The organism is Bartonella sp. LJL80, from assembly GCF_054871565.1.
Genome location: NZ_JBTXLM010000005.1, coordinates 138395 through 158095, shown reverse-complemented (window position 1 = coordinate 158095; position 19701 = coordinate 138395). Strand labels below are relative to the sequence as shown.

Annotated in this window: 19 protein-coding genes; 4 read left to right on the top strand and 15 right to left on the bottom strand. The window is 49.9% G+C overall.

Annotated elements, in window-relative coordinates; translation table 11 throughout:
* Positions 1 to 44: 44 nt before the first annotated feature.
* From ACYSNS_RS10050 to ACYSNS_RS09980, 15 genes are all read right to left on the bottom strand, one after another.
* The gene (locus tag ACYSNS_RS10050; protein WP_461723021.1) at positions 45 to 809 is read right to left on the bottom strand and encodes a pyrroline-5-carboxylate reductase; all 765 of its coding nucleotides are present in this window, start codon (positions 807 to 809) and stop codon (positions 45 to 47) included.
* Complete coding sequence (gene metH, locus ACYSNS_RS10045) at positions 806 to 4552, bottom strand: methionine synthase (RefSeq protein WP_461723066.1); 3747 nt, start codon at positions 4550 to 4552, stop codon at positions 806 to 808. The genes ACYSNS_RS10050 and metH overlap by 4 nt, the downstream gene beginning before the upstream one ends.
* 124 nt (positions 4553 to 4676) lie before the next feature.
* Positions 4677 to 4922: a hypothetical protein gene (locus tag ACYSNS_RS10040; protein WP_461723020.1), complete on the bottom strand. Its 246-nt coding sequence runs from the start codon at positions 4920 to 4922 to the stop codon at positions 4677 to 4679.
* A gap of 149 nt (positions 4923 to 5071) precedes the next feature.
* On the bottom strand, positions 5072 to 5584 hold the full coding sequence (locus ACYSNS_RS10035; protein WP_461723019.1) for a DUF934 domain-containing protein: 513 nt from the start codon (positions 5582 to 5584) through the stop codon (positions 5072 to 5074).
* A complete protein-coding gene (locus ACYSNS_RS10030; protein WP_461723018.1) occupies positions 5585 to 7255 on the bottom strand; it encodes a nitrite/sulfite reductase in 1671 nt (556 codons plus the stop codon).
* Positions 7255 to 7551: a DUF2849 domain-containing protein gene (locus ACYSNS_RS10025; protein ID WP_461723017.1), complete on the bottom strand. Its 297-nt coding sequence runs from the start codon at positions 7549 to 7551 to the stop codon at positions 7255 to 7257. The genes ACYSNS_RS10030 and ACYSNS_RS10025 overlap by 1 nt, the downstream gene beginning before the upstream one ends.
* A gap of 10 nt (positions 7552 to 7561) precedes the next feature.
* Positions 7562 to 8605: a precorrin-2 dehydrogenase/sirohydrochlorin ferrochelatase family protein gene (locus ACYSNS_RS10020; protein WP_461723016.1), complete on the bottom strand. Its 1044-nt coding sequence runs from the start codon at positions 8603 to 8605 to the stop codon at positions 7562 to 7564.
* 130 nt (positions 8606 to 8735) lie between these two features.
* Positions 8736 to 9104: a YraN family protein gene (locus ACYSNS_RS10015; RefSeq protein WP_461723015.1), complete on the bottom strand. Its 369-nt coding sequence runs from the start codon at positions 9102 to 9104 to the stop codon at positions 8736 to 8738.
* A 6-nt stretch (positions 9105 to 9110) separates the two neighbouring features.
* Positions 9111 to 9995: a 16S rRNA (cytidine(1402)-2'-O)-methyltransferase gene (gene rsmI / locus ACYSNS_RS10010; RefSeq protein WP_461723014.1), complete on the bottom strand. Its 885-nt coding sequence runs from the start codon at positions 9993 to 9995 to the stop codon at positions 9111 to 9113.
* Between the two features lie 112 nt (positions 9996 to 10107).
* The gene (locus tag ACYSNS_RS10005; protein WP_461723013.1) at positions 10108 to 11598 is read right to left on the bottom strand and encodes an acetyl-CoA hydrolase/transferase family protein; all 1491 of its coding nucleotides are present in this window, start codon (positions 11596 to 11598) and stop codon (positions 10108 to 10110) included.
* A 68-nt stretch (positions 11599 to 11666) separates the two neighbouring features.
* Entirely contained in the window at positions 11667 to 12368 is a 702-nt protein-coding gene (gene pyrF, locus ACYSNS_RS10000) for an orotidine-5'-phosphate decarboxylase (RefSeq protein WP_461723012.1), read from the bottom strand.
* Between the two features lie 112 nt (positions 12369 to 12480).
* Entirely contained in the window at positions 12481 to 13263 is a 783-nt protein-coding gene (locus tag ACYSNS_RS09995; RefSeq protein ID WP_461723011.1) for a transglycosylase SLT domain-containing protein, read from the bottom strand.
* Between the two features lie 11 nt (positions 13264 to 13274).
* Entirely contained in the window at positions 13275 to 13463 is a 189-nt protein-coding gene (locus ACYSNS_RS09990) for a hypothetical protein (protein ID WP_461723010.1), read from the bottom strand.
* Positions 13464 to 13524: 61 nt separating this feature from the next.
* A complete protein-coding gene (locus tag ACYSNS_RS09985; RefSeq protein ID WP_461723009.1) occupies positions 13525 to 14628 on the bottom strand; it encodes an Mrp/NBP35 family ATP-binding protein in 1104 nt (367 codons plus the stop codon).
* A gap of 71 nt (positions 14629 to 14699) precedes the next feature.
* Positions 14700 to 15584, bottom strand: coding sequence for an alpha/beta hydrolase (locus tag ACYSNS_RS09980; RefSeq protein WP_461723008.1), 885 nt, complete (start codon positions 15582 to 15584; stop codon positions 14700 to 14702).
* 485 nt (positions 15585 to 16069) lie between these two features.
* Between ACYSNS_RS09980 and ACYSNS_RS09975 the strand changes: the two genes are divergently transcribed.
* The 4 genes from ACYSNS_RS09975 to yidC all read left to right on the top strand — a co-directional run bounded on the left by ACYSNS_RS09975 (position 16070) and on the right by yidC (position 19701).
* Complete coding sequence (locus ACYSNS_RS09975; RefSeq protein ID WP_461723007.1) at positions 16070 to 17071, top strand: Lnb N-terminal periplasmic domain-containing protein; 1002 nt, start codon at positions 16070 to 16072, stop codon at positions 17069 to 17071.
* A gap of 135 nt (positions 17072 to 17206) precedes the next feature.
* Entirely contained in the window at positions 17207 to 17341 is a 135-nt protein-coding gene (rpmH, locus tag ACYSNS_RS09970) for a 50S ribosomal protein L34 (RefSeq protein ID WP_290075897.1), read from the top strand.
* A gap of 128 nt (positions 17342 to 17469) precedes the next feature.
* Complete coding sequence (rnpA, locus tag ACYSNS_RS09965) at positions 17470 to 17823, top strand: ribonuclease P protein component (RefSeq protein ID WP_461723065.1); 354 nt, start codon at positions 17470 to 17472, stop codon at positions 17821 to 17823.
* A 30-nt stretch (positions 17824 to 17853) separates the two neighbouring features.
* Positions 17854 to 19701, top strand: coding sequence for a membrane protein insertase YidC (gene yidC / locus ACYSNS_RS09960; protein WP_461723006.1), 1848 nt, complete (start codon positions 17854 to 17856; stop codon positions 19699 to 19701).

Here is a 19701-nt window from a genome sequence, read left to right as displayed (position 1 = left end):
CCACCCTCTCAAACTCGTCGGCATATTAAACAACTGACACCAGACTACAATCCCTTTATCCGCTCATATGCAGCTTGCAGGCCATCTGTGAGTGCAGCTCGACCGCCATGCTCGTCGAAAAGTTGCGACACAAGCGCATTTGTACCGTTCTTGGTCGAAAACTCTCGCTCCAGCGCACTATAATCGGGCTTGCTGCTTTTCCGTGTTTCATCCGCGAGGTTTCCAAACATCGTGGATAAGAAGGCTATGGCTTTATCACCATCGAGCCCTTGATTTTGCAGCCACTGGCTCGACGTTTCCATCATATTGAAGTAAACGCCCATCAGTGAGCCTGCCGTCATCATCAGGTTGAACTGATTTTCATCTTTCACCACGATACTGCCACCAAGCGCATCGAACATCGTGCGCAAAAACGGGTGATCCGGATAAATTGCCGTTAAACTTCGGCGTTCGCTGACAAAAGGAAGCGGAACCGCACGATAGACCGGTTGCCCGACCCATTCTTCGGCCTGTTTGGCTGTTACCATTGCCAAAACCGAAACAACAAGCTTGCAGTGGCTGAAATCAAGGTGTTTCAGTGTTTCTTCTGCTATCTGGCTCCGCAGGCAGATGAACACCTGCTCGCTGCGGTCGATGACATCCTGATTGCTTTCCGCAATGTGGACACATGAATATTGGCGTGCAAGGCGGTCTGCTATCACGCCATTGCGTGGAGAAACCATGATTTGCACGACCTCAAGCCGGCTTGCCATCAGGCCATCAATCATGGCAGCCGTTATGGTTCCCGTGCCGATAAAGCCGATTTTCATTTTGGCGCCTCCACAACATAGTTTAATATCGGGCCAAGCCAACGCTCGACCTCGCTTACATCCATTTTTTTGCGCTGTGCATAATCCAGCACTTGATCACGCTCCACTTTGGCAACGCCGAAATAGTAACTTTCGGGGTGCGAAAAATAGAGTCCCGCCACCGATGAACCCGGCCACATGGCGAAACTTTCTGTCAATGAAACGCCCGTTGCCTGATGTGCATCAAGCAGCTTGAACAAAGTCCGCTTTTCCGTATGGTCAGGTTGTGCCGGATAACCGGGAGCGGGCCGAATACCGTGGTATTTTTCCGCAATCAAATCATCTCTGGAAATGTCTTCATCAGGCGCATAGCCCCAATAGAGCTTGCGCACACGCTCATGCAGGCATTCAGCAAAAGCCTCGGCAAAGCGGTCTGACAAAGCCTTGACCAAAATAGCCGAATAATCGTCATTGGCACGTTCGAAACGCTCGGCAATGGCCTGTTCGCCAAAACCGGCTGTTACGACAAAACCACCGACATAATCGGCAACGCCGACAGGGGCCACAAAATCGGCCAGCGCCATATTGGGTTTACCGTCCCGTTTGGTCAATTGCTGGCGCAAAGTATAAAATGTTTCAAGCTCTTCATTGCGGCTGTCATCAGTATAAAGTCGTACATCATCGCCAATGCGATTGGCAGGCCAAAAACCGATGACCGCCTTTGGCTCGAACCATTTTTCAGCAATGATTTTTTCAAGCATGGCTTGCGCATCGGCAAAAAGCTGTCTTGCGGTTTCACCCTGTTTCTCATCCTGTAGAATAGCAGGGTACCGTCCACGCAGTTCCCAGCTTTGGAAAAACGGCGTCCAGTCAAAATAACCGGCCAGTTCGGCAAGATCCCAATGGTCAAATATCTTGGTGCCAAGAAATGATGGTTTGGGCGGTTGATAGCGATCAAAGTCCAGCTGCAAAGCATTTGCCCGTGCATCGGCAATAGGCAGACGTTTTTTAGCCGCTTCGCTCTTTTCATGCGCGGCAGCAACCTGCGCATATTCAGCACGTAGGTTTTGAATAGTTTCTTCTTTCATCGTTGGTGAAAGCAGTGCCGAAACAACCCCGACGGCGCGGCTTGCATCCAACACATATACGCTTTGCCCGCGCTCATAACGCGGATGGATTTTGACAGCCGTATGAACTCGACTTGTCGTTGCACCGCCAATAAGTAGCGGAATATCAAAGCCCTGTTTTTCCATTTCACTGGCAACATTGACCATTTCGTCCAATGAAGGGGTAATGAGGCCGGAAAGGCCGATGGCGTCTGCATTTTCCGCCCGTGCACTCTCCAATATCTTTTGGGCGGGGACCATGACACCTAAATCGATGATCTCATAATTATTGCAGGCTAGAACGACGCCAACGATATTCTTACCGATATCATGGACATCGCCTTTTACGGTCGCCAATATGATCTTACCGGCAGTTTGACGGCCCTGACCGCCGTTCAACCGTTTCTCTTCTTCCATAAAGGGCAGCAAGACCGCAACAGCCTGTTTCATCACACGGGCGGATTTAACCACCTGCGGCAGAAACATCTTGCCAGCGCCGAAGAGATCTCCCACAACGTTCATACCGGCCATAAGCGGGCCTTCAATCACGTCCAGCGGGCGCGTTGCCGCCAAGCGGGCTTCTTCAGTATCAGCGTCGATGTATTCTGTGATACCGTTGACCAATGCATGTTCCAGCCGTTTTTCGACCGGCCACTCCCGCCAGCTTAGATCCTTTTCCTTTTGTGGTCCGCTAGCTTGTCCGCGATATTCCTCAGCCAAGGCCAATAGGCGCTCTGTCGCACCTTTATCCTTGTTCAACACGACATCTTCGCAGGCTTCGCGCAACTGCGGGTCAATCGATTCATAAACCGCAAGCTGTCCGGCATTGACGATCCCCATATCCATTCCTGCAGCAATGGCACGGTATAAGAAGACGGAATGCATCGCTTCGCGGACAGGTTCATTGCCGCGGAAAGAAAATGACAGATTGGACACCCCGCCCGATACATGCGCATAAGGCAATGTCTGGCGTATTTCCTTTGTAGCCTCGATGAAATCGACGCCATAATTATTGTGTTCGTCAATACCGGTAGCAACAGCAAAAATATTGGGATCGAATATGATGTCCTGCGGCGGAAAACCGACTTTTTCCGTCAATATTTTATAAGCGCGGCTGCAAATCGAAACCTTTCGCTCTTTGGTATCCGCCTGTCCGTCTTCATCGAATGCCATGACGACGACTGCAGCGCCATAAGCGCGCGCCAAAGATGCCTGACGCACGAAATTTTCTTCACCTTCTTTAAGCGAGATGGAATTGACCACCGACTTTCCCTGAACACACTTCAGACCGGCTTCAATAACATCCCATTTTGAAGAATCGATCATCACCGGTACACGAGCAATATCGGGTTCTGCGGCCAGAAGATTAAGGTAATCATGCATGGCGGCTTGCGAGTCGATCAAACCTTCATCCATATTGATGTCGATGATTTGCGCGCCGTTTTCCACTTGATCGCGCGCCACATCCAAAGCCGCCGCATAATCATTATTGGTGATCAACTTACGAAAGCGCGCCGAGCCGGTCACGTTGGTTCGCTCACCAATATTTACAAAGGGAATATCATCCGTCAATGTAAAGGGCTCCAATCCGGAAAGACGCAATCGCTTTTCGATATGCGGTGCAACACGCGGTTTGAACGGTTTTACGATTTCGGCAATTGCACGGATATGTTCCGGTGTGGTGCCGCAACAGCCGCCGACAATGTTGATCACACCTTCGCGTGCAAATTGCTCGATTTGCACAGCCATGTGGTCAGCCGTCTCATCATATTCACCAAAGGCATTCGGCAAACCGGCATTGGGATAGACACAAATAAGATGTTCGGTGTTTTCCGCCATTTCTTTAATGAGCGGCAACATGGCGTTGGCGCCCAAAGCACAATTGAGCCCGACAGAAAACGGATTTGCATGGGCAATCGAATAGAGAAAGGCCGTTGGTGTTTGCCCTGAAAGGGTGCGCCCCGACATATCGGTAATTGTACCGGATATCATAATTGGCAGGCGTATATTTTTCTCGATAAAGACTTCTTCGGCAGCAAAGATCGCCGCTTTCGCATTTAAAGTATCGAAGATCGTTTCAACCAATAGAAGATCAGCTCCACCGTCGATAAGACCGCGTATCTGATCGGCATAGGCTATGCGCAGATCATCAAAACTCACAGCGCGATAGCCCGGATTATTGACGTCCGGCGATATCGATGCCGTTCGATTTGTCGGGCCAATGGCACCGGCGACAAAACGCGGTTTACCATCTTGGCTTTCTGCCCGTTCCGCGGCGCGGCGGGCCAAACGCGCACCATCACGGTTCAGCTCGTAAACCATCGCTTCCATACCATAGTCTGCCTGGGCGATGGTAGTTGATGAAAATGTGTTGGTTTCCAGAATATCGGCACCAGCCATGGCATAGCGATAATGGATATCTTCAATTGATTGCGGCTGTGTCAGCGTCAATAGATCATTATTGCCTTGCAACGCGCATTCGCATGCCACAAAACGATGACCGCGGAAATGTTCTTCATCGAAGTGCAAGCCTTGAATTTGCGTTCCCATGGCACCATCAAGGATAAGGATTCGCTCTTTTGCGGCCTGATTTAAAAGCGCAATACGGTCGGTTGCGGGTTTGAGATTTCCAAATAGGCTGCTAGCGGGATGCGACATAGAGAACCCTTTCATATCAAGTACTTTCACTGACATAAAGATTTCTTTATGTCAATGAACCGTCCTATAACAAAACAAAAACGCCGGAAAACCGGCGCTTTTTTTACGGGATATCGCAGATAACCTATCGGACATAAATGCCGATAGACACTGCAACGCATAAGATTGCCAGAATAATCATGCCCAGATAGGCCTTTGGCTTATCAAACAATATGGCAAAAGCTGAAAACCAGCCGACAACGCCGCCTGCCAGCGCAAACAGAAAACCCGCTTTATTCATGGTGACAATATGCATGGCCATCAGGCCACCGATAATCAGCGCACCAAACATAATTAAAAGGCCGGTTGCGAACTTCTCATAATCGTCCATGATCAATCCTCATAATGGCAAAGGCACTTGCCCTGTTTGCAATAGCCCTCCTTCTAACGCATCACGTTGGAAAAACGAAATGTTTTTTAAAAAAAACCGATAAATCTATCGTGTCGGACGTATAAAGTGATGCCGTTGCAGCGCTACGATCAGCCTGTCCGCCATTGTCGGGCAGGCCCTGTTCTCGCCAGTCCGCTTCCCGGTTGATAATAGCCGGGAAACCGCACGGTTCCACCGTCGGCCAAACGTTTTGCGGTCAGTTCATGGGCTATTTCAAGCGTATCAAAACCCGCACGAAGCAAATTCGATATCTGGTCGATCAGAATATTGCCCGTTGCGCGGATCTCTCCCTGATAACCGTAACGGTTTTTCAGCCGCGCGGCTTTGGAGTAAGCGCGCCCATCATGATAAACAGGGATATCCAAGGCAATCAGCGGTATGGTTTCAAGATAGGGGCAAAGCACTTCAACATCATCGGCTGCGGACAACCGGACACCATTGCGCTTCGCATCGTCAGGCCGCGTTTCAACGAGCGATAGCCAAGCTGCAAGCGGCAAAATCAAAAGATGATTAGCGCCATCGTCAAATGCATCACAATGGTTATAAACATTGTCGATAAACCCGTTTATTCCCCATAATTTCGTTGCTGCTATTGTCTCCATCTATGCAGCCTTTGTCGGTTCGCCATAAAGCGCAAGTTTGAAGGGTGCCATTCCCAAACGTCGATAGGCCTCGATGAATGTCTCATGCTGGCTATCCCGTAATTGCAGATAAGTGTCGACAATCGTTTCAACCGCATCTGGAATCTTTTCAGGTTCAAATCCGCGCCCGGTGATCTCACCAATTTCCGTCATCGTGCCGCAAGCCCCGCCAAGGGTTAGCTGATACAGTTCCTCACCCTTTTTTTCCACACCGAGTATCCCGATATTGGCAACGTGATGATGGCCGCAGGCATTAATGCAGCCGGAAATATTCAAACTGAGCTCACCGATATCACGCTGGCGCTTTGCATCGGCAAAACGGGACGATATTGCCTGTGCAATAGGAATAGAACGGGCATTGGCCAATGCGCAATAATCCAATCCCGGACAGGCAATGATATCGGATATTTGCCCGATATTCGCGGTTGCCAGGCCCGCAGCCACAAGCGCATCGTAAACCTGTACCAGATCGGCCTTTGCCACATGTGGCAGCACGATATTTTGATGGTAGGAAACACGCAATTCATCATCAGAAAATTTTTCTGCCAGTTCCGCCAATACATCCATTTGTTCAGCCGTTGCATCTCCCGGAATGCCGCCAATGGGTTTGAGCGAAACGGTTACAATGGCGTAATCAGGGTGTTTATGAACAGCAATATTCTGCTCAACCCATTGATCGAAAGAAGGCTTGTGCAAACGGGCTTGTTGCAAAATAGAAGAACCGTCAGGACGCGCTGCGAGATCGGGATATGCGAAATAGTTTTCAATTGCCGCAATGTCCTGTTGTGGAAGTTTCAGTTGCCCCTCTTTCAAAGCGGAAAATTCAGCCTCGATTTCCTCTTTCAAGGTTTCAAGTCCCGTCTCATGAACCAGGATTTTGATGCGTGCTTTGTATTTATTGTCACGACGACCGTGTAGATTGTAAACGCGAATGATCGCTGTGGCGTAGCTTAATAGATCCTCTTCGCGAACAAAGTCATTGATGAGCCTGCCAACCATGGGGGTGCGCCCCTGCCCGCCCCCGACGTAGAAAGCAAAACCGATCTCGCCATCGCTATTACGTTTTAGCTGTATCCCGATATCATGAACCTGAATGGCAGCCCTATCCTCATCAGCACCGATAATGGCAAATTTGAATTTGCGTGGCAGATAAGAGAATTCTGGATGCAGCGATGACCACTGGCGCAAAATTTCGGCATAAGGTCTCGGATCTGCAACCTCATCGGCCGCAGCACCGGCAAAGTGATCCGAGGTGACGTTGCGAATACAATTTCCACTGGTTTGAATGGCATGCATTTCAACTTCTGCCAATTCTTTTAGAATTGCCGGTATATCGGACAATTTCGGCCAATTATATTGAATGTTCTGCCGCGTGGTAAAATGGCCATAACCGCGATCATATGTTCGAGCAATATAAGCAAGCTTATGCATTTGTCGCGATGATAACGTGCCGTAGGGAATAGCCACACGGAGCATGTAAGCATGCAATTGCAGATAGACGCCATTCATCAGGCGTAAGGGTTTAAACTCCTCCTCGGTCAGTTCGCCCTTGAGGCGCCTTTCCACCTGATCGCTGAACTCTTCAACTCTTGCGGACACAAATGCCTTGTCAAATTCGTCATATCTGTACATCAGCGTTCCTCCACAAAACGGGCCGAATAGGCGATTGTAGGCCCAGCGATACGGATGCGCTCACGCAGTCGTGTTGGAACCTGTTTGCCATCAATGTCGGCAAGATCAATGAGATTGGCATCAACGACGATATTGTTGTTCAGCGCTTCCAATGCTGCACTTTCCAGCAAGACGATGTCTTCCTGATCGGATGCAAAATAGGCCTTCTGGAAATCTTCGAGCCACTGTTTTTCCCCCGCAAACCAAACACAGGTTCCATCGATAAGGCGGTTGGCCGTCAAAACCTTTATACCCATAATGCGTTCCTCATGCGGCTTTTTTCGTGCTGTGCTTGGCTTTCACCGATCGCGCCCAAAAACCTTTGGCGGGCTCTGCATCAACAACTGTTGAGAGAATTTCATAGGCAATCGTTGCCTCACTCAACGTGACAATATCGTCGATCATGTCATCTTCATGCCGATAAAGTCGTAATACTTGTTTTCCTGCGGCCGCAAGCGTGTGTGCGTGCCAGGCTGCATCCCCTTTTCGGTGTATGGCCGGCTGCAAGATCGCATCGCGACGTGCAAGATCGAGGATGGTTTGCGACACATCGTCATTATAGAGGATCACATCAGCATTCATCAGCGCCCGTTGCCCTCGCAGCGTAATATTGTCAGCCTCATCCGTATTGACCGCAAACAAAGAAATGATCCCCTGCGCCTGAGACTGGTTGTCAAGCAATGCCAAACCCGCTTCATAAGCAAGATTTTCATCACCCAACGCGATCGCCCGCGCTACATCGCCCGAGAAAAATCGACGCCAGAATGAACGCCGTTCGCCGCCCTTTTGAAGCATTTCAGCCTGTGGCCGGAACTGTCCGGCAAAGCGTGCCAACCTTCCCAGACTAGGCGCTAATAGCGCATCAATGCGCGCACGAATGATTTGTGCCAGAACAGGCCCCGCGCCTTCAGAGCCGATTGCAACAATGATAGGTGCTCGGTTGACGATCGCAGGAGTATAAAAATCGCAAAGGGCAGGATGGTCAACAACGTTAACGGGAATGTTTGCAAGCCGTGCCGCGTGGACCACTTGATCATTGCTTCGGCTTTCACTTGCCGCTGCAAAAATCAGTGCTGCACCTTCCAGCATCGCAGCGGTAAACGGCCGGTCAATATATTCAATATCCTGTTCGGCTAGAAAGTCGCGCAAAACAGGAAGTGCATCCTCTGCTATGCAAACAAGATCGGCGTTTGTTTGCTGCAAAAGCCTTAGCTTGGCCAGCGCTTCCTCGCCATTTCCGATAACCAGAACACGTTTGCCTGCAACCTTAAAGAAAGCTGGAAATACAGATAGTTTTTCCCTGTCCTGCATGATCGTGTTGCTCCATGTTCCTTCTGTGTGGATTATCCATGGAAAAACGCATTGAGATAAGAGATAGTCGCATTCTGGAATGCCGCCGCTTGAAGCTTTTTTTCTAAACTTGATCGACAGTTGGAAAAAATTATCCGCGTGATTGAAAAAAGGCTGGCACATGCCGCGGCAGGCGGTGAGGCATGACAGCCACAAGATCGAAGCGTAAATCGAGCGCGTTGCGATCTGCCTGTTGCGCCAACCATATGTCAGCGGCCGCTTCGATGCGACGGCTGTTAACGATGCCGACCGCATCCATCGCTTCGGCTAGAGTTGGTCGTGCCTTTACCTCGACAATGGCGACAAGATTACCACGCCGTGCAATAAGATCGATTTCTCCATGCCGGGTTTTAAAGCGGCGGGCCGCAATGTGAAAACCTTTTAGTCGCAAAAACCAGGCAGCGCGTGTTTCGGCAGTAATACCGCGCAAAAAAGCCTGCTTCCTGCGCTTGTCTGCCATGCTTCTTCACCCCTTCAAAGCAATCAAACGCTGAAAGAGATCCTGTTTGCGCAAACCGGTCATCTTGGCCGCTTCACCGGCAGCCTTTGACGTGGAAAGCTCAGCTGCCAATTGCAACAATAATGCATCAACCTCTTCCGGTGTCGAAGATAGGCTTTTCGCGATTGTCTGCTCCACAACAAGGACAATTTCGCCGCGCACCCGCTCCTGTTCGCCGTAACGTTCAGCAAGTTCCCCCAGGGTTGAGACATCAACGGTCTCGAATTTCTTGGTCAATTCACGGCATAAGGCAGCGCGTCTTTCCGCGCCGAAAATCTCGGCCATATCCGCCAGTGTTTCGCAAACACGATGCGGTGATTCATAGAAAATCAGCGATGCCGGAATGTGACACAATTCTTCCAACCGGCTTTTACGCTGCGCCCTTTTTGAACTGAGAAAACCGGCGAAGAAAAAACAATCCGTAGGCAAGCCGGTAGCAATCAAGGCTGCCAAAATGGCGGAAGCACCGGGAATAGGAATAATCTTTATTCCTGCCTTGCGGGCTTCTTCCACGAGCTTGAAACCCGGATCAGAAATAAGCGGTGTCCCGGCATCTGAAACCAGCGCAACGGACTGCCCCGTGAGCATTGCCTCAATCAGTCTTGGGCCGGCTTCGGCAGCATTATGTTCCTGATAGATTACCGGCTTGTGTCGGATAGCATAGCGTTCAAGCAAGACACGTGTGACGCGGGTGTCCTCGCAAGCCAAAATATCTGCCGCCGCGAGCACATCAAGCGCCCGCAAGGTAATGTCACCAAGATTGCCGATCGGCGTGGCAACCAGATAGAGTGCAGGCTCCAACGATGAGGCTGTATAGCCATGGGCACCGATGATGTAATGTCGCTCGCTCATGCTTTGTATCCTATAGCCTGTAGCGAAAAACAGACGCTGGTTTTCGCGTGAGACGCGCGACACCACACAAAATCAATATCTACCGCCCCATACCAGTAACACCCGAAACGCATTAAAGCATTGTGCCGGTTTCAGCCAGCTGCGTATGCCAGGAAAATGCTTCCGCAATCAGATGGGGTGTCTGTCCACCATGGTTTTTCGAAGCCCGTTCGAAATAATCACGCAATTTGTCCCGATAGCTCGGATGGACGCAATTTTCAATAATGACAGGCGCACGCTCACGTGGCGCCAATCCGCGTAGATCTGCCAGCCCTATCTCCGTTACCAGAATATCGACATCATGTTCCGTATGATCGACATGGGTGACCATTGGAACAACCGATGAGATTTTACCGTTTTTGGCTATGGATTTGGTCACGAAGACGGAAATATAGGCATTACGCGCAAAATCTCCCGAACCACCAATGCCGTTCATCATATGTGTACCGCTGACATGGGTTGAGTTGACATTGCCATAGATGTCAAATTCCAAAGCAGTATTGATGCCGATAATGCCTAAACGACGAATAACTTCAGGATGGTTGGAAATCTCCTGCGGGCGCAGGATCAGACGATCTTTATAACGTTCGATATTCGGAAACACCCTGGCTGCGCAAGCCTCGCTTAGCGTTATGGAAGATGCAGAAGCAAAGTCGAGTTTGCCAGCATCAAAAAGTTCAAAGGTCGAATCCTGTAACACCTCGCTATACATCCGCAAGTTATGAAACGGACTATCGACCAATCCGGTCAGAACCGCATTGGCAATAGTGCCTATTCCTGCTTGCAATGGATTGAGCGTCATATCAAGACGGCCATGTTTGACTTCATTTTTGAAAAATTCGACCAAATGCCCTGCAATTGCATTGGTTTCATGGTCTGCGGGCAACACGGAAGACGGGCTATCTTCCTGATTGGTGATAACAATGGCAGCAATTTTTTCTGGCGGTACCGGCACATATTGCAAACCCACTCGGCTTTCACAGGACAGAACCGGAATAGGCTCGCGCGAGGGACGCTTGGTGGGGATATAGATATCGTGCAACCCTTCCAATGCCGGATTGGTGCTGGTATTGATCTCGACAATAATTTTATCGGCTAAAATGGCAAAACTTGCCGAATTGCCAATGGATGTTGTCGGGATGATACCGCCATCATCGTTGATCGCGAGAGCTTCAACAATTGCATAGTCGATGGGTGCGATCTGATTGGATCGAAGCTGTTCTACCGTTTCGGATAAATGCTGGTCGATAAACATAACCTCGCCACGATTGATCGCAGCGCGTAGTGTCGCGTCAACCTGAAACGGCATACGACGCGCCGTCACACCGGCTTCACACAATATCTTATCGACATCGTGACCAAGCGAAGCACCGGTTATCAAAGTGATTTTAAAAGGATCGGTCTTGGCCCGCTTTGCCATTGCAATCGGCACTTCCTTGACATCGCCGGCACGGGTAAAACCGCTCATGCCAACCGTCATGCCATCCTTAATCAGGCTTGCCGCCTGTTCGGCTGAAACAATTTTGTTTCTCAACGCAGCATTGCGGATACGATCTTCATACATCAGCTTCATCCATCATTAAGGTTATTCGGTCGAGGAGGCACCTTGGACTGTTGATTCAAGTTTTGCGCTCAGGGTTGTGCAAGCTCCATTTCGGCTAATATGGATTTGGCAGCGGCCAGAGGGTCTGCGGCCTGAACAATCGGACGGGCAACGACAAGATGGCTTGCACCCGCCAATATTGCATCCTTAGGTGTCATCACCCGTTTTTGGTCGCCCTTGTCGCTGCCTTGCGGGCGAATACCCGGCGTTACCAGAGCCATATCCGGGCCAATAAGCTTGCGTAATGATGCAGCTTCTGCCGCAGAGGCTACAATGCCGCCCATTCCGGCTTCGCGGGCCTGTTTGGCACGCTTGAGAACCATTGTTTCAGGCGTATCGTTATAGCCTGCCTCTTTCATATCTTCGGCATCCATGGACGTCAGAACGGTAACACCCAGAAGACAAAGGTCGCTTCCCTTTGCGGCGGCAACCGCCGCCCGCATCGCCTTGGGATAAGCGTGGAGTGTCAACATATCGACGCCAGATTTCACGATATTTTCAACGGCGCTTGCGATCGTATTATCGATATCGAGCAATTTCATATCCAGAAAGACATTTTTTCCCGAACGAACGAGATCACCGGCAAATTCCAAGCCACCGGCAAACAGCAACTGATAACCGATTTTATAAAAGCTGACCGTATCGCCCAATTGCCCCACCAGCTTTTCAGCCTGGCCGATTTCGGCTACATCCAACCCCACTATCAATCGGTCGCGCATTGCACTCACCATTAAGAATCTCCATTTTCTTTATAGGGTTTTACACAATGCCCGACATAAGAAAAGCCTCCTTCACACCGGTCGCGGCAATGTGAAGCAGGTTTCCCATCGTCATAAACGAAAATCATGTTCCGTTATTTTTTAAACCTGAGGCGGGCATAACCACAGTACCGTTGCCGGTGCTGGCACTGGTTTGCTGTGGTGCGACATTTTCTATGGCTTCAAAAGCAGTGTCCGGGGCATTGGGCCCGTCACGCAGACCGGTTTCCTCAAGCAGCCCCTTGGCTTTCGCGTCATAATAATAACCGCGGGCGTATAAACGCACGGCCTGCGATTCATCCCCTTCAGCAACTTTATAAGCTCCTGCGAGATATTTGACTGCAAAACGCAAATTGGTTTCCGCATCAAGCAATCCCTTCGGATCACCCGCATAGCCCATGCCCTTGGCAGTCGGATGGGTGATTTGCATAAGGCCGAAATATGGCCCGTTACGCGCACCGGGATTACCATTGCTTTCGCGCTTGACAACGCGGCGCACCAAACGCTCCGGCACATTGTAAGCTAAAGAATATTTGGAAATGAGCTGTTCGACTTCGGGTGTTGCCTGTTGCAGGGTAACGGGCGTAGATGCAGTGATAATCGCATCTTTTGTCGCGAGTGCGGCGGGATTTGCTGCTTTCCCGTTAAACGCCAATTCTTTGAATGAAGGGACGGGAATTTTTTTGTCCAGCAAATAGCCGTAGGATAACGGTGTGGTCATTGTCCCCATCTTTGCCGACATTGCCGCCGCTGAAGTTGCATCGGTCAATGAAGCGGATGGGTTTGCACCATTTTGTTGTGTACAGGCAGAAAGTAGCCCTGCGGCCGCGATAATACCAGAGCTGAGAATTAAGCGTTGTCTAGTCATGCGCCACCCGTTCAAGAATCAAAATCTTTTTCAAGTTTCTGTTCCAGTGCAACAAGATCGTCTGGAAGGGGCATCCCTTCTGCCTTCAAGATATTAAGCTTTTCGCGCAATGCCATTTCAATTTCATGGGCATCTTGCGGTTTATTGACCATTTCGTCGAAAAGCAGCGCTATTTCAGCCTTAATATCTTCAAATGCCATGTAAACACTCCGATTGTTTGATACCGCTTACCACAGGTTGAGGCGATTGGCAAAACACAGTTTATGAAAGGCTGTCTTTGATCTGCCGCGCCATTTGCGCATAGACTTTTGCGTGAGGACTTTCAGGGGCGGTTACGAAGATCGGTGTACCGGCGTCCGACAATGCACGCAGATCGGGATCTAACGGAACTTCGCCAAGAAAGGGAACGCCGCGCTTCTGTGCTTCCTGCTGGGCGCCGCCATGGCCGAATATGTCATATCGCGTACCCGTATCGGGGGCGATGAAATAACTCATATTTTCGACAACACCCAACACAGGAACGCCAACCTTTACGAACATCTCGATACCTTTGCGGGCATCAATTAATGCCAGATCCTGTGGCGTGGACACGATGACGGCACCGGTCAACTGCACCTGTTGCGCAAGGGTCAGTTGCGCATCGCCTGTTCCGGGTGGCATATCAACAACAAGCACATCCAATGGCGCCCAAAGAACATCACGCAGCATCTGCGTCACAGCAGACATCACCATTGGGCCACGCCAGACCATGGGCTTTTCTTCATCAACAAGAAATCCCATCGACATCAATTTTAAACCGAATTTTTCCAAAGGCTCCAGTTTTTTGCCATCAACAGCCCGCGGTTTCTCATCGATAAGTCCCGTCAAACGCGGTAATGAAGGGCCGTAGATGTCAGCATCCATCAAGCCCGTTTTGAAACCTTCAGCCTGCAACGCCAATGCAAGATTGATAGCGGTCGTAGATTTGCCAACCCCGCCTTTGCCCGATGCTACAGCAATAACATGCCGGACACCTTCAACAGGAGTTTTTGCCGGGGGCGCCGCACGCCCATGCGCACCAGCCGATTCTGCCACAATTTTCTTCGGTTCGGCCGGACGCGGAGCATCGCCCGCTTTTTTCTCCGCCGTCAAGGTCACGATAGCCGCTTTGACGCCTTCGATCGACATGACCACTTTTTCAGCAGCTTGACGCAATGGCTCCAAGGCTTGCGCTTTTTCATCAGGGACAGTGATGGAAAAAAATACTTTGCCATCGGCAATAAATATCTCTGAAAGCAACCCAAGTGAAACGATGTCACTTTCGAAATCCGGGCCTTTGACTTTTTTCAACTGCTCCAGAACAGCATCACGGCTGATACTTACCACGCTTTTTCCTTCCTGCATATACGCTGGATTTTAGTGATCAATATCGCGCGGCAAGGCAAAACGTCAACCGGCTATCGCGCGACCGGTTTGGTATTGATGGAAACCCGATCCGAATTCTGCGTCCCGATCCATTGACGGATAATATCGGCGTCTGCCTGACCAATCATATGGTCGGCCTCGACCATATGGCTTTCCACCTTGGCACCGCTTGCACGCAGCAAAGACGACAAGGCCGGTGCGAAAGGCGAATAAAGCACGTCTTTCTTACCGGATATGGTCAACACCCGCGTTTTACTGAGATTTTCATTGGGCATATCGTCCAAAACGGGCATGGACCGCATTAAAATGGCACGTCGCACAAGATCGGGATGCTCCATCATAATCACTGCCAACAGATTTGCGCCATTCGAGTAGCCGACAAAAGTGGTACGCGACAAGTCATATTCAACGCCATCGCCAAGGCTTACAAGAAATTTGACAAATGCATCCGCTTCACTGACAACTTCTTTCTGGTCAAACTTCGTCGGCGTAATCTTTCTGTACCAACGCGTTTCGCCATCCTGAACCAAGCGTCCTCGAATACCAACCAGTGTTGCCCGCGGCCATATCGGGCGCGCAAAAGAAAACAGCGTCGTTTCATCGCCGCCTGAGCCATGCAGCAAAACGATAATCTCTCCCGAAGGATTGGCTGGATGGTCAATGCGATAACGAAAATGATTGTGATGGACGAGTTTATCCTGCATCGCCGTATCTTTCTTTACGATAGGATCTTTGTGTTGCTTCAATATTCCTGTCCGGTGCGTGCTTAATCCACGTGCGGAATCACTTTGCGTTTCAGCACTTAATGTCGCATTGGAAAGCACAGCACCTCTGGAAGCTTCCGCAAAGGCGTGCGAAACAAAGCCGGACATTGCCAGCAGACCTATTACCAGACAAGAAAGAATACGCTTTTTCATGGCTCTGTTTTGACGCAAAGTGGTTTAAAAAAAATAAATTCCGGATAGAATTCAACCTTACGCTGCCAACCTGAAGCATCATTGTGACAATGATGCGACAAAAAGCGCTTTGATGCTGTCAGAAGTGTTTATAAAATTCAGCAATCATGTTCGAAATGTAAAACCATACCAAACCGGAAAGCCTCACGGCATATGATTTGCCGCAGCATATCGTCCGGTATCTTGGCCCCTTCATTCAACAAGCGAATATCCCTGCAAGCGGCCTCGACACATAACACACGATTGACATGTTTATGTGAAGAAACGTATTCACGGATCGTTTGCATAAGACCTTTCGTGATCATGCAGTTGTCATTTACCATGCTGGCACCATGCCTGAAACCTATGTTCTAACCCGACCATAATACAATCATAGGTTGAATATTTTTAAATACAACCGATACCGTTTAATATGGTTACCAAAAAAAAGACTGGAGATGCTGTTCATGACTTTCATTCGTAATTTCCTACGCGTGATTTGGACTTTTTTGGCATTTCTAGGTCTCTTGTGGTGCCTTTTCGGCTTTTGGTATCAACTTCCAGGCGGCAAAACCGCTTTTATCATCGTCGCCGTGCTCTGGTCGGCAGCTGGCGTCTATGGCCTCATCAATGAGTGGCGCAAAGCTTGGACGTCGCGTATACTGCTCATCCTGATGTTTTGTGGCTTCGCCGTTTGGTGGGCGACAATCCGGCCATCGCTTGAGCGCGATTGGGCGCCCGAGCTGGCACATACCGTATCGGGCAGCATCGACAGGAACAGCCCCGACACAGTGTATCTGGTCAATATTCGTGATTTCGATTGGATAACCACCGAGACAGCCCACGAAAAATGGATATCGGGCACCTATGATGCCAACGCGATCGTCGGGATGGATATCTATCTTTCTTATTGGATGGGTCCCTACATCGCCCATACGCTCGTTGGATTCACCTTTTCCGATGGCCGCCATTTGGTGTTTTCCGCAGAAATAAGACGTGAAAAGGGTGAAAGCTTTTCCGCAATTGGCGGTTTCTTCAAACAGTTCGAACTTGCAATGATTGCCGCAACCGAAGAAGACATTATTAAGCTCAGAACCGATATTCGCAAAGAAAACGTCTATCGCTATCCGCTGAAGGTCGAAAAGGAGAAGATGCGCGAACTGTTTCTCACTTATGTCACCACCGCCAATGCGCTTGCCGATAAAGCCCATTTCTACAATACGCTGACGGCAAACTGTACGACTGTGGTCTTTGACATGGCGCGCATTCTTGACCCGGGAATTCCGCTCGATTGGCGCATCCTCTTTTCCGGCCAGCTTCCGGCCTATCTCTATAACCATAAGATGATTGATACACAAAAACCGCTGGAGCAGACTGTGCAGGACGCCCGTATTGCACCGCAAAACGATGTTCCACGTATTGATTATTCACGCGCGATCCGAATGGGAGAAAATCGTATCAGCAATTGACTCAAAGCCCGCCAACCCGTATAAGCCCGCAATCTGTCTCGATTGTATCGTTACAGACCAAACAAAACTGTTCAATCAGGCGGGCAACCGCCGCATCGAACCAAGAAGGGCCGCACGCCGCGGTATGTCAAATAAATGAAACGTACTTATCAACCATCCAAACTCGTCCGTAAACGTCGCCACGGCTTTCGCGCCCGTATGGCAACACCCGGTGGCCGCAAAGTTATTGCAGCGCGTCGTGCACGCGGACGCAAGCGTCTTTCCGCTTAACATTTTTGATCCGGAGCAGTCGGGAAAATGGCAAACCGTTTTTCTGCCCGTCATTGTCCGGTAAAAAAACGGAGGCGATATTCAAGCTTATGGCAATCGATATCCCTCCAGCCAGCAAAGTTTTTCCTATGAACGGGAAACGTCCCCTCCGCCTTCGTAAGAGAGCGGAGTTTTTGGCTCTTCGCACCGGTGAAAAACGGCGTGGTCCGTTCTTTCTTCTTGAAGTGAAGAAACGCGATCTTCCAGCCGAAATTGTCGAGCAAACGTCGCCGCGTGTGGGGTTCACCGTAACGCGTAAAAATGGCAACGCTGTAAAACGCAATCGCATCAAAAGGCGGCTGCGTGAAGCTTTAAGGGTTGGATTAACGCGTGACATGGACGCTGGAACAGACTATGTCATTGTGGCGCGCCCTGATGCTCTCAACGCGCCTTTCGAACGCCTGACCCGCGAATTGAACCGCCGGATCGGGCAAAAAACATGAACACTGAAAACTGCAACAGGACCGCTGCTAATGGAATATAATCGCAATTTCTTTATCGCCATTGGATTGTCCTTTCTTATAATCCTTGCATGGCAATTTCTCTATGTCGCACCCAAAAATGCTGACCAGCAGAAAGCCCAGGAAATCGCACGCCAGCTTGAACAGCAGCAGGCTTCCGAGCATCAGGCCGTCCCGACAGCAAATACCGGGACAGCGACACCGCCGCAATCTTCCGGTGCTGAAAATCTTGCAGGCATCGACATGACGCCACAGGCGCGCGATGCCGCCCTTGCACAGTCAAAGCGCGTCGAAATCGATACCCCTGAACTTAAAGGCTCAATCAATCTCGTTGGCGCCCAGTTTGATGATTTGCTGCTCAAAAATTATCGTTTGACGGTCGATAAACAAAGCCCTGAAATTGCGCTGCTTAATCCAAATGGTTTTACCACCACTTATCTCGCAGAATTCGGCTTCACCGGCAAAGCTCTGCCTGCTGGCGCTTTGCCACAGTTCAACACCGAATGGAAAGTTGAAGGCGACAACAGCAAGCTGACACCGACAACCCCGGTCACTTTGGTTTTCGACAATGGTCAGGGGCAAATATTCCGCCGCACCATATCTGTCGATGAACATTACATGTTTACCATCGCCGATAGCGTTACCAATGGCGGGACAGCTGCTGTGGATATCCTGCCTTATGCGCGTGTTGCACGTGCAGCCCCGCCTGAGCATGCCAGTGCAACCTACCTTCTTCATGAAGGGATGATTGGTGTTGCCGGCGATGAGGGAATGCAGGCTGAAAAATATTCGGCCCTGAAAGACCTCAAGCCCGATGCTCAAAATGAAAAGAAAATGGCATTCAGCAATGTCAAAGGCGGCTGGATCGGCATCACCGATAAATACTGGGCGGTTGCCGCTATTCCTCCGCAAGATGAGGAATATACCAGCCGGTTCATCTATTTTGATCGTTTGAACACGCATTACCAGTCCGATTTTACCGGTCAGGCTATGACAATCGCCCCCAGCGAAACCAAAACGATCACCAATCATCTTTTCGCCGGTGCAAAGCGCGTCGAAGCTATCAACAAATATCAGGACAATCTCAAAATTCTGAAATTCGAATTGCTGATCGACTGGGGCTGGTTTTCGATCATTACCAAGCCGATGTTCGCGCTTATCGATATGCTCTATAAATTAACGAGCAATTTCGGCGTCGCCATCCTTCTTGTTACGGTTATTTTGAAGGCAATTCTGTTCCCGCTTGCCAATAAGTCCTACAAGTCAATGGCACGCATGAAAGTTGTGCAGCCTGCCATGATGGAAATCCGTGAGAAATATGCGGATGACAAAGTTAAGCAGCAACAGGCGATCATGCAGCTTTACAAGACTGAAAAGATCAATCCGCTGGCTGGCTGTTGGCCATTGCTGGTACAGTTCCCGATCTTCTTCGCCTTGTATAAAGTGTTGTATATCACCATCGAAATGCGCCACGCGCCTTTCTTCGGCTGGATTCAGGATTTGGCCGCGCCGGATCCGACATCGCTCTTCAACCTTTTTGGTCTACTGCCCTATAATGTACCGGCTTTCTTGATGATTGGCGCTTGGCCGCTGATCATGGGCGTCACCATGTTCTTGCAAATGCGTATGAACCCGACACCTCCAGATCCGACACAGGCTATGATCTTCACATGGATGCCGGTTGTCTTTACGTTTATGTTGGCGTCTTTCCCCGCTGGTCTGGTGATCTACTGGGCGTGGAACAACACCTTGTCGATTACGCAGCAAGGTATCATCATGAAACGTCAAGGTGCCAAGATCGAGCTTTGGGACAATCTCAAAGGTCTTTTCAAAAAGAAACCGAAAAAAGAGGCAAAGTAA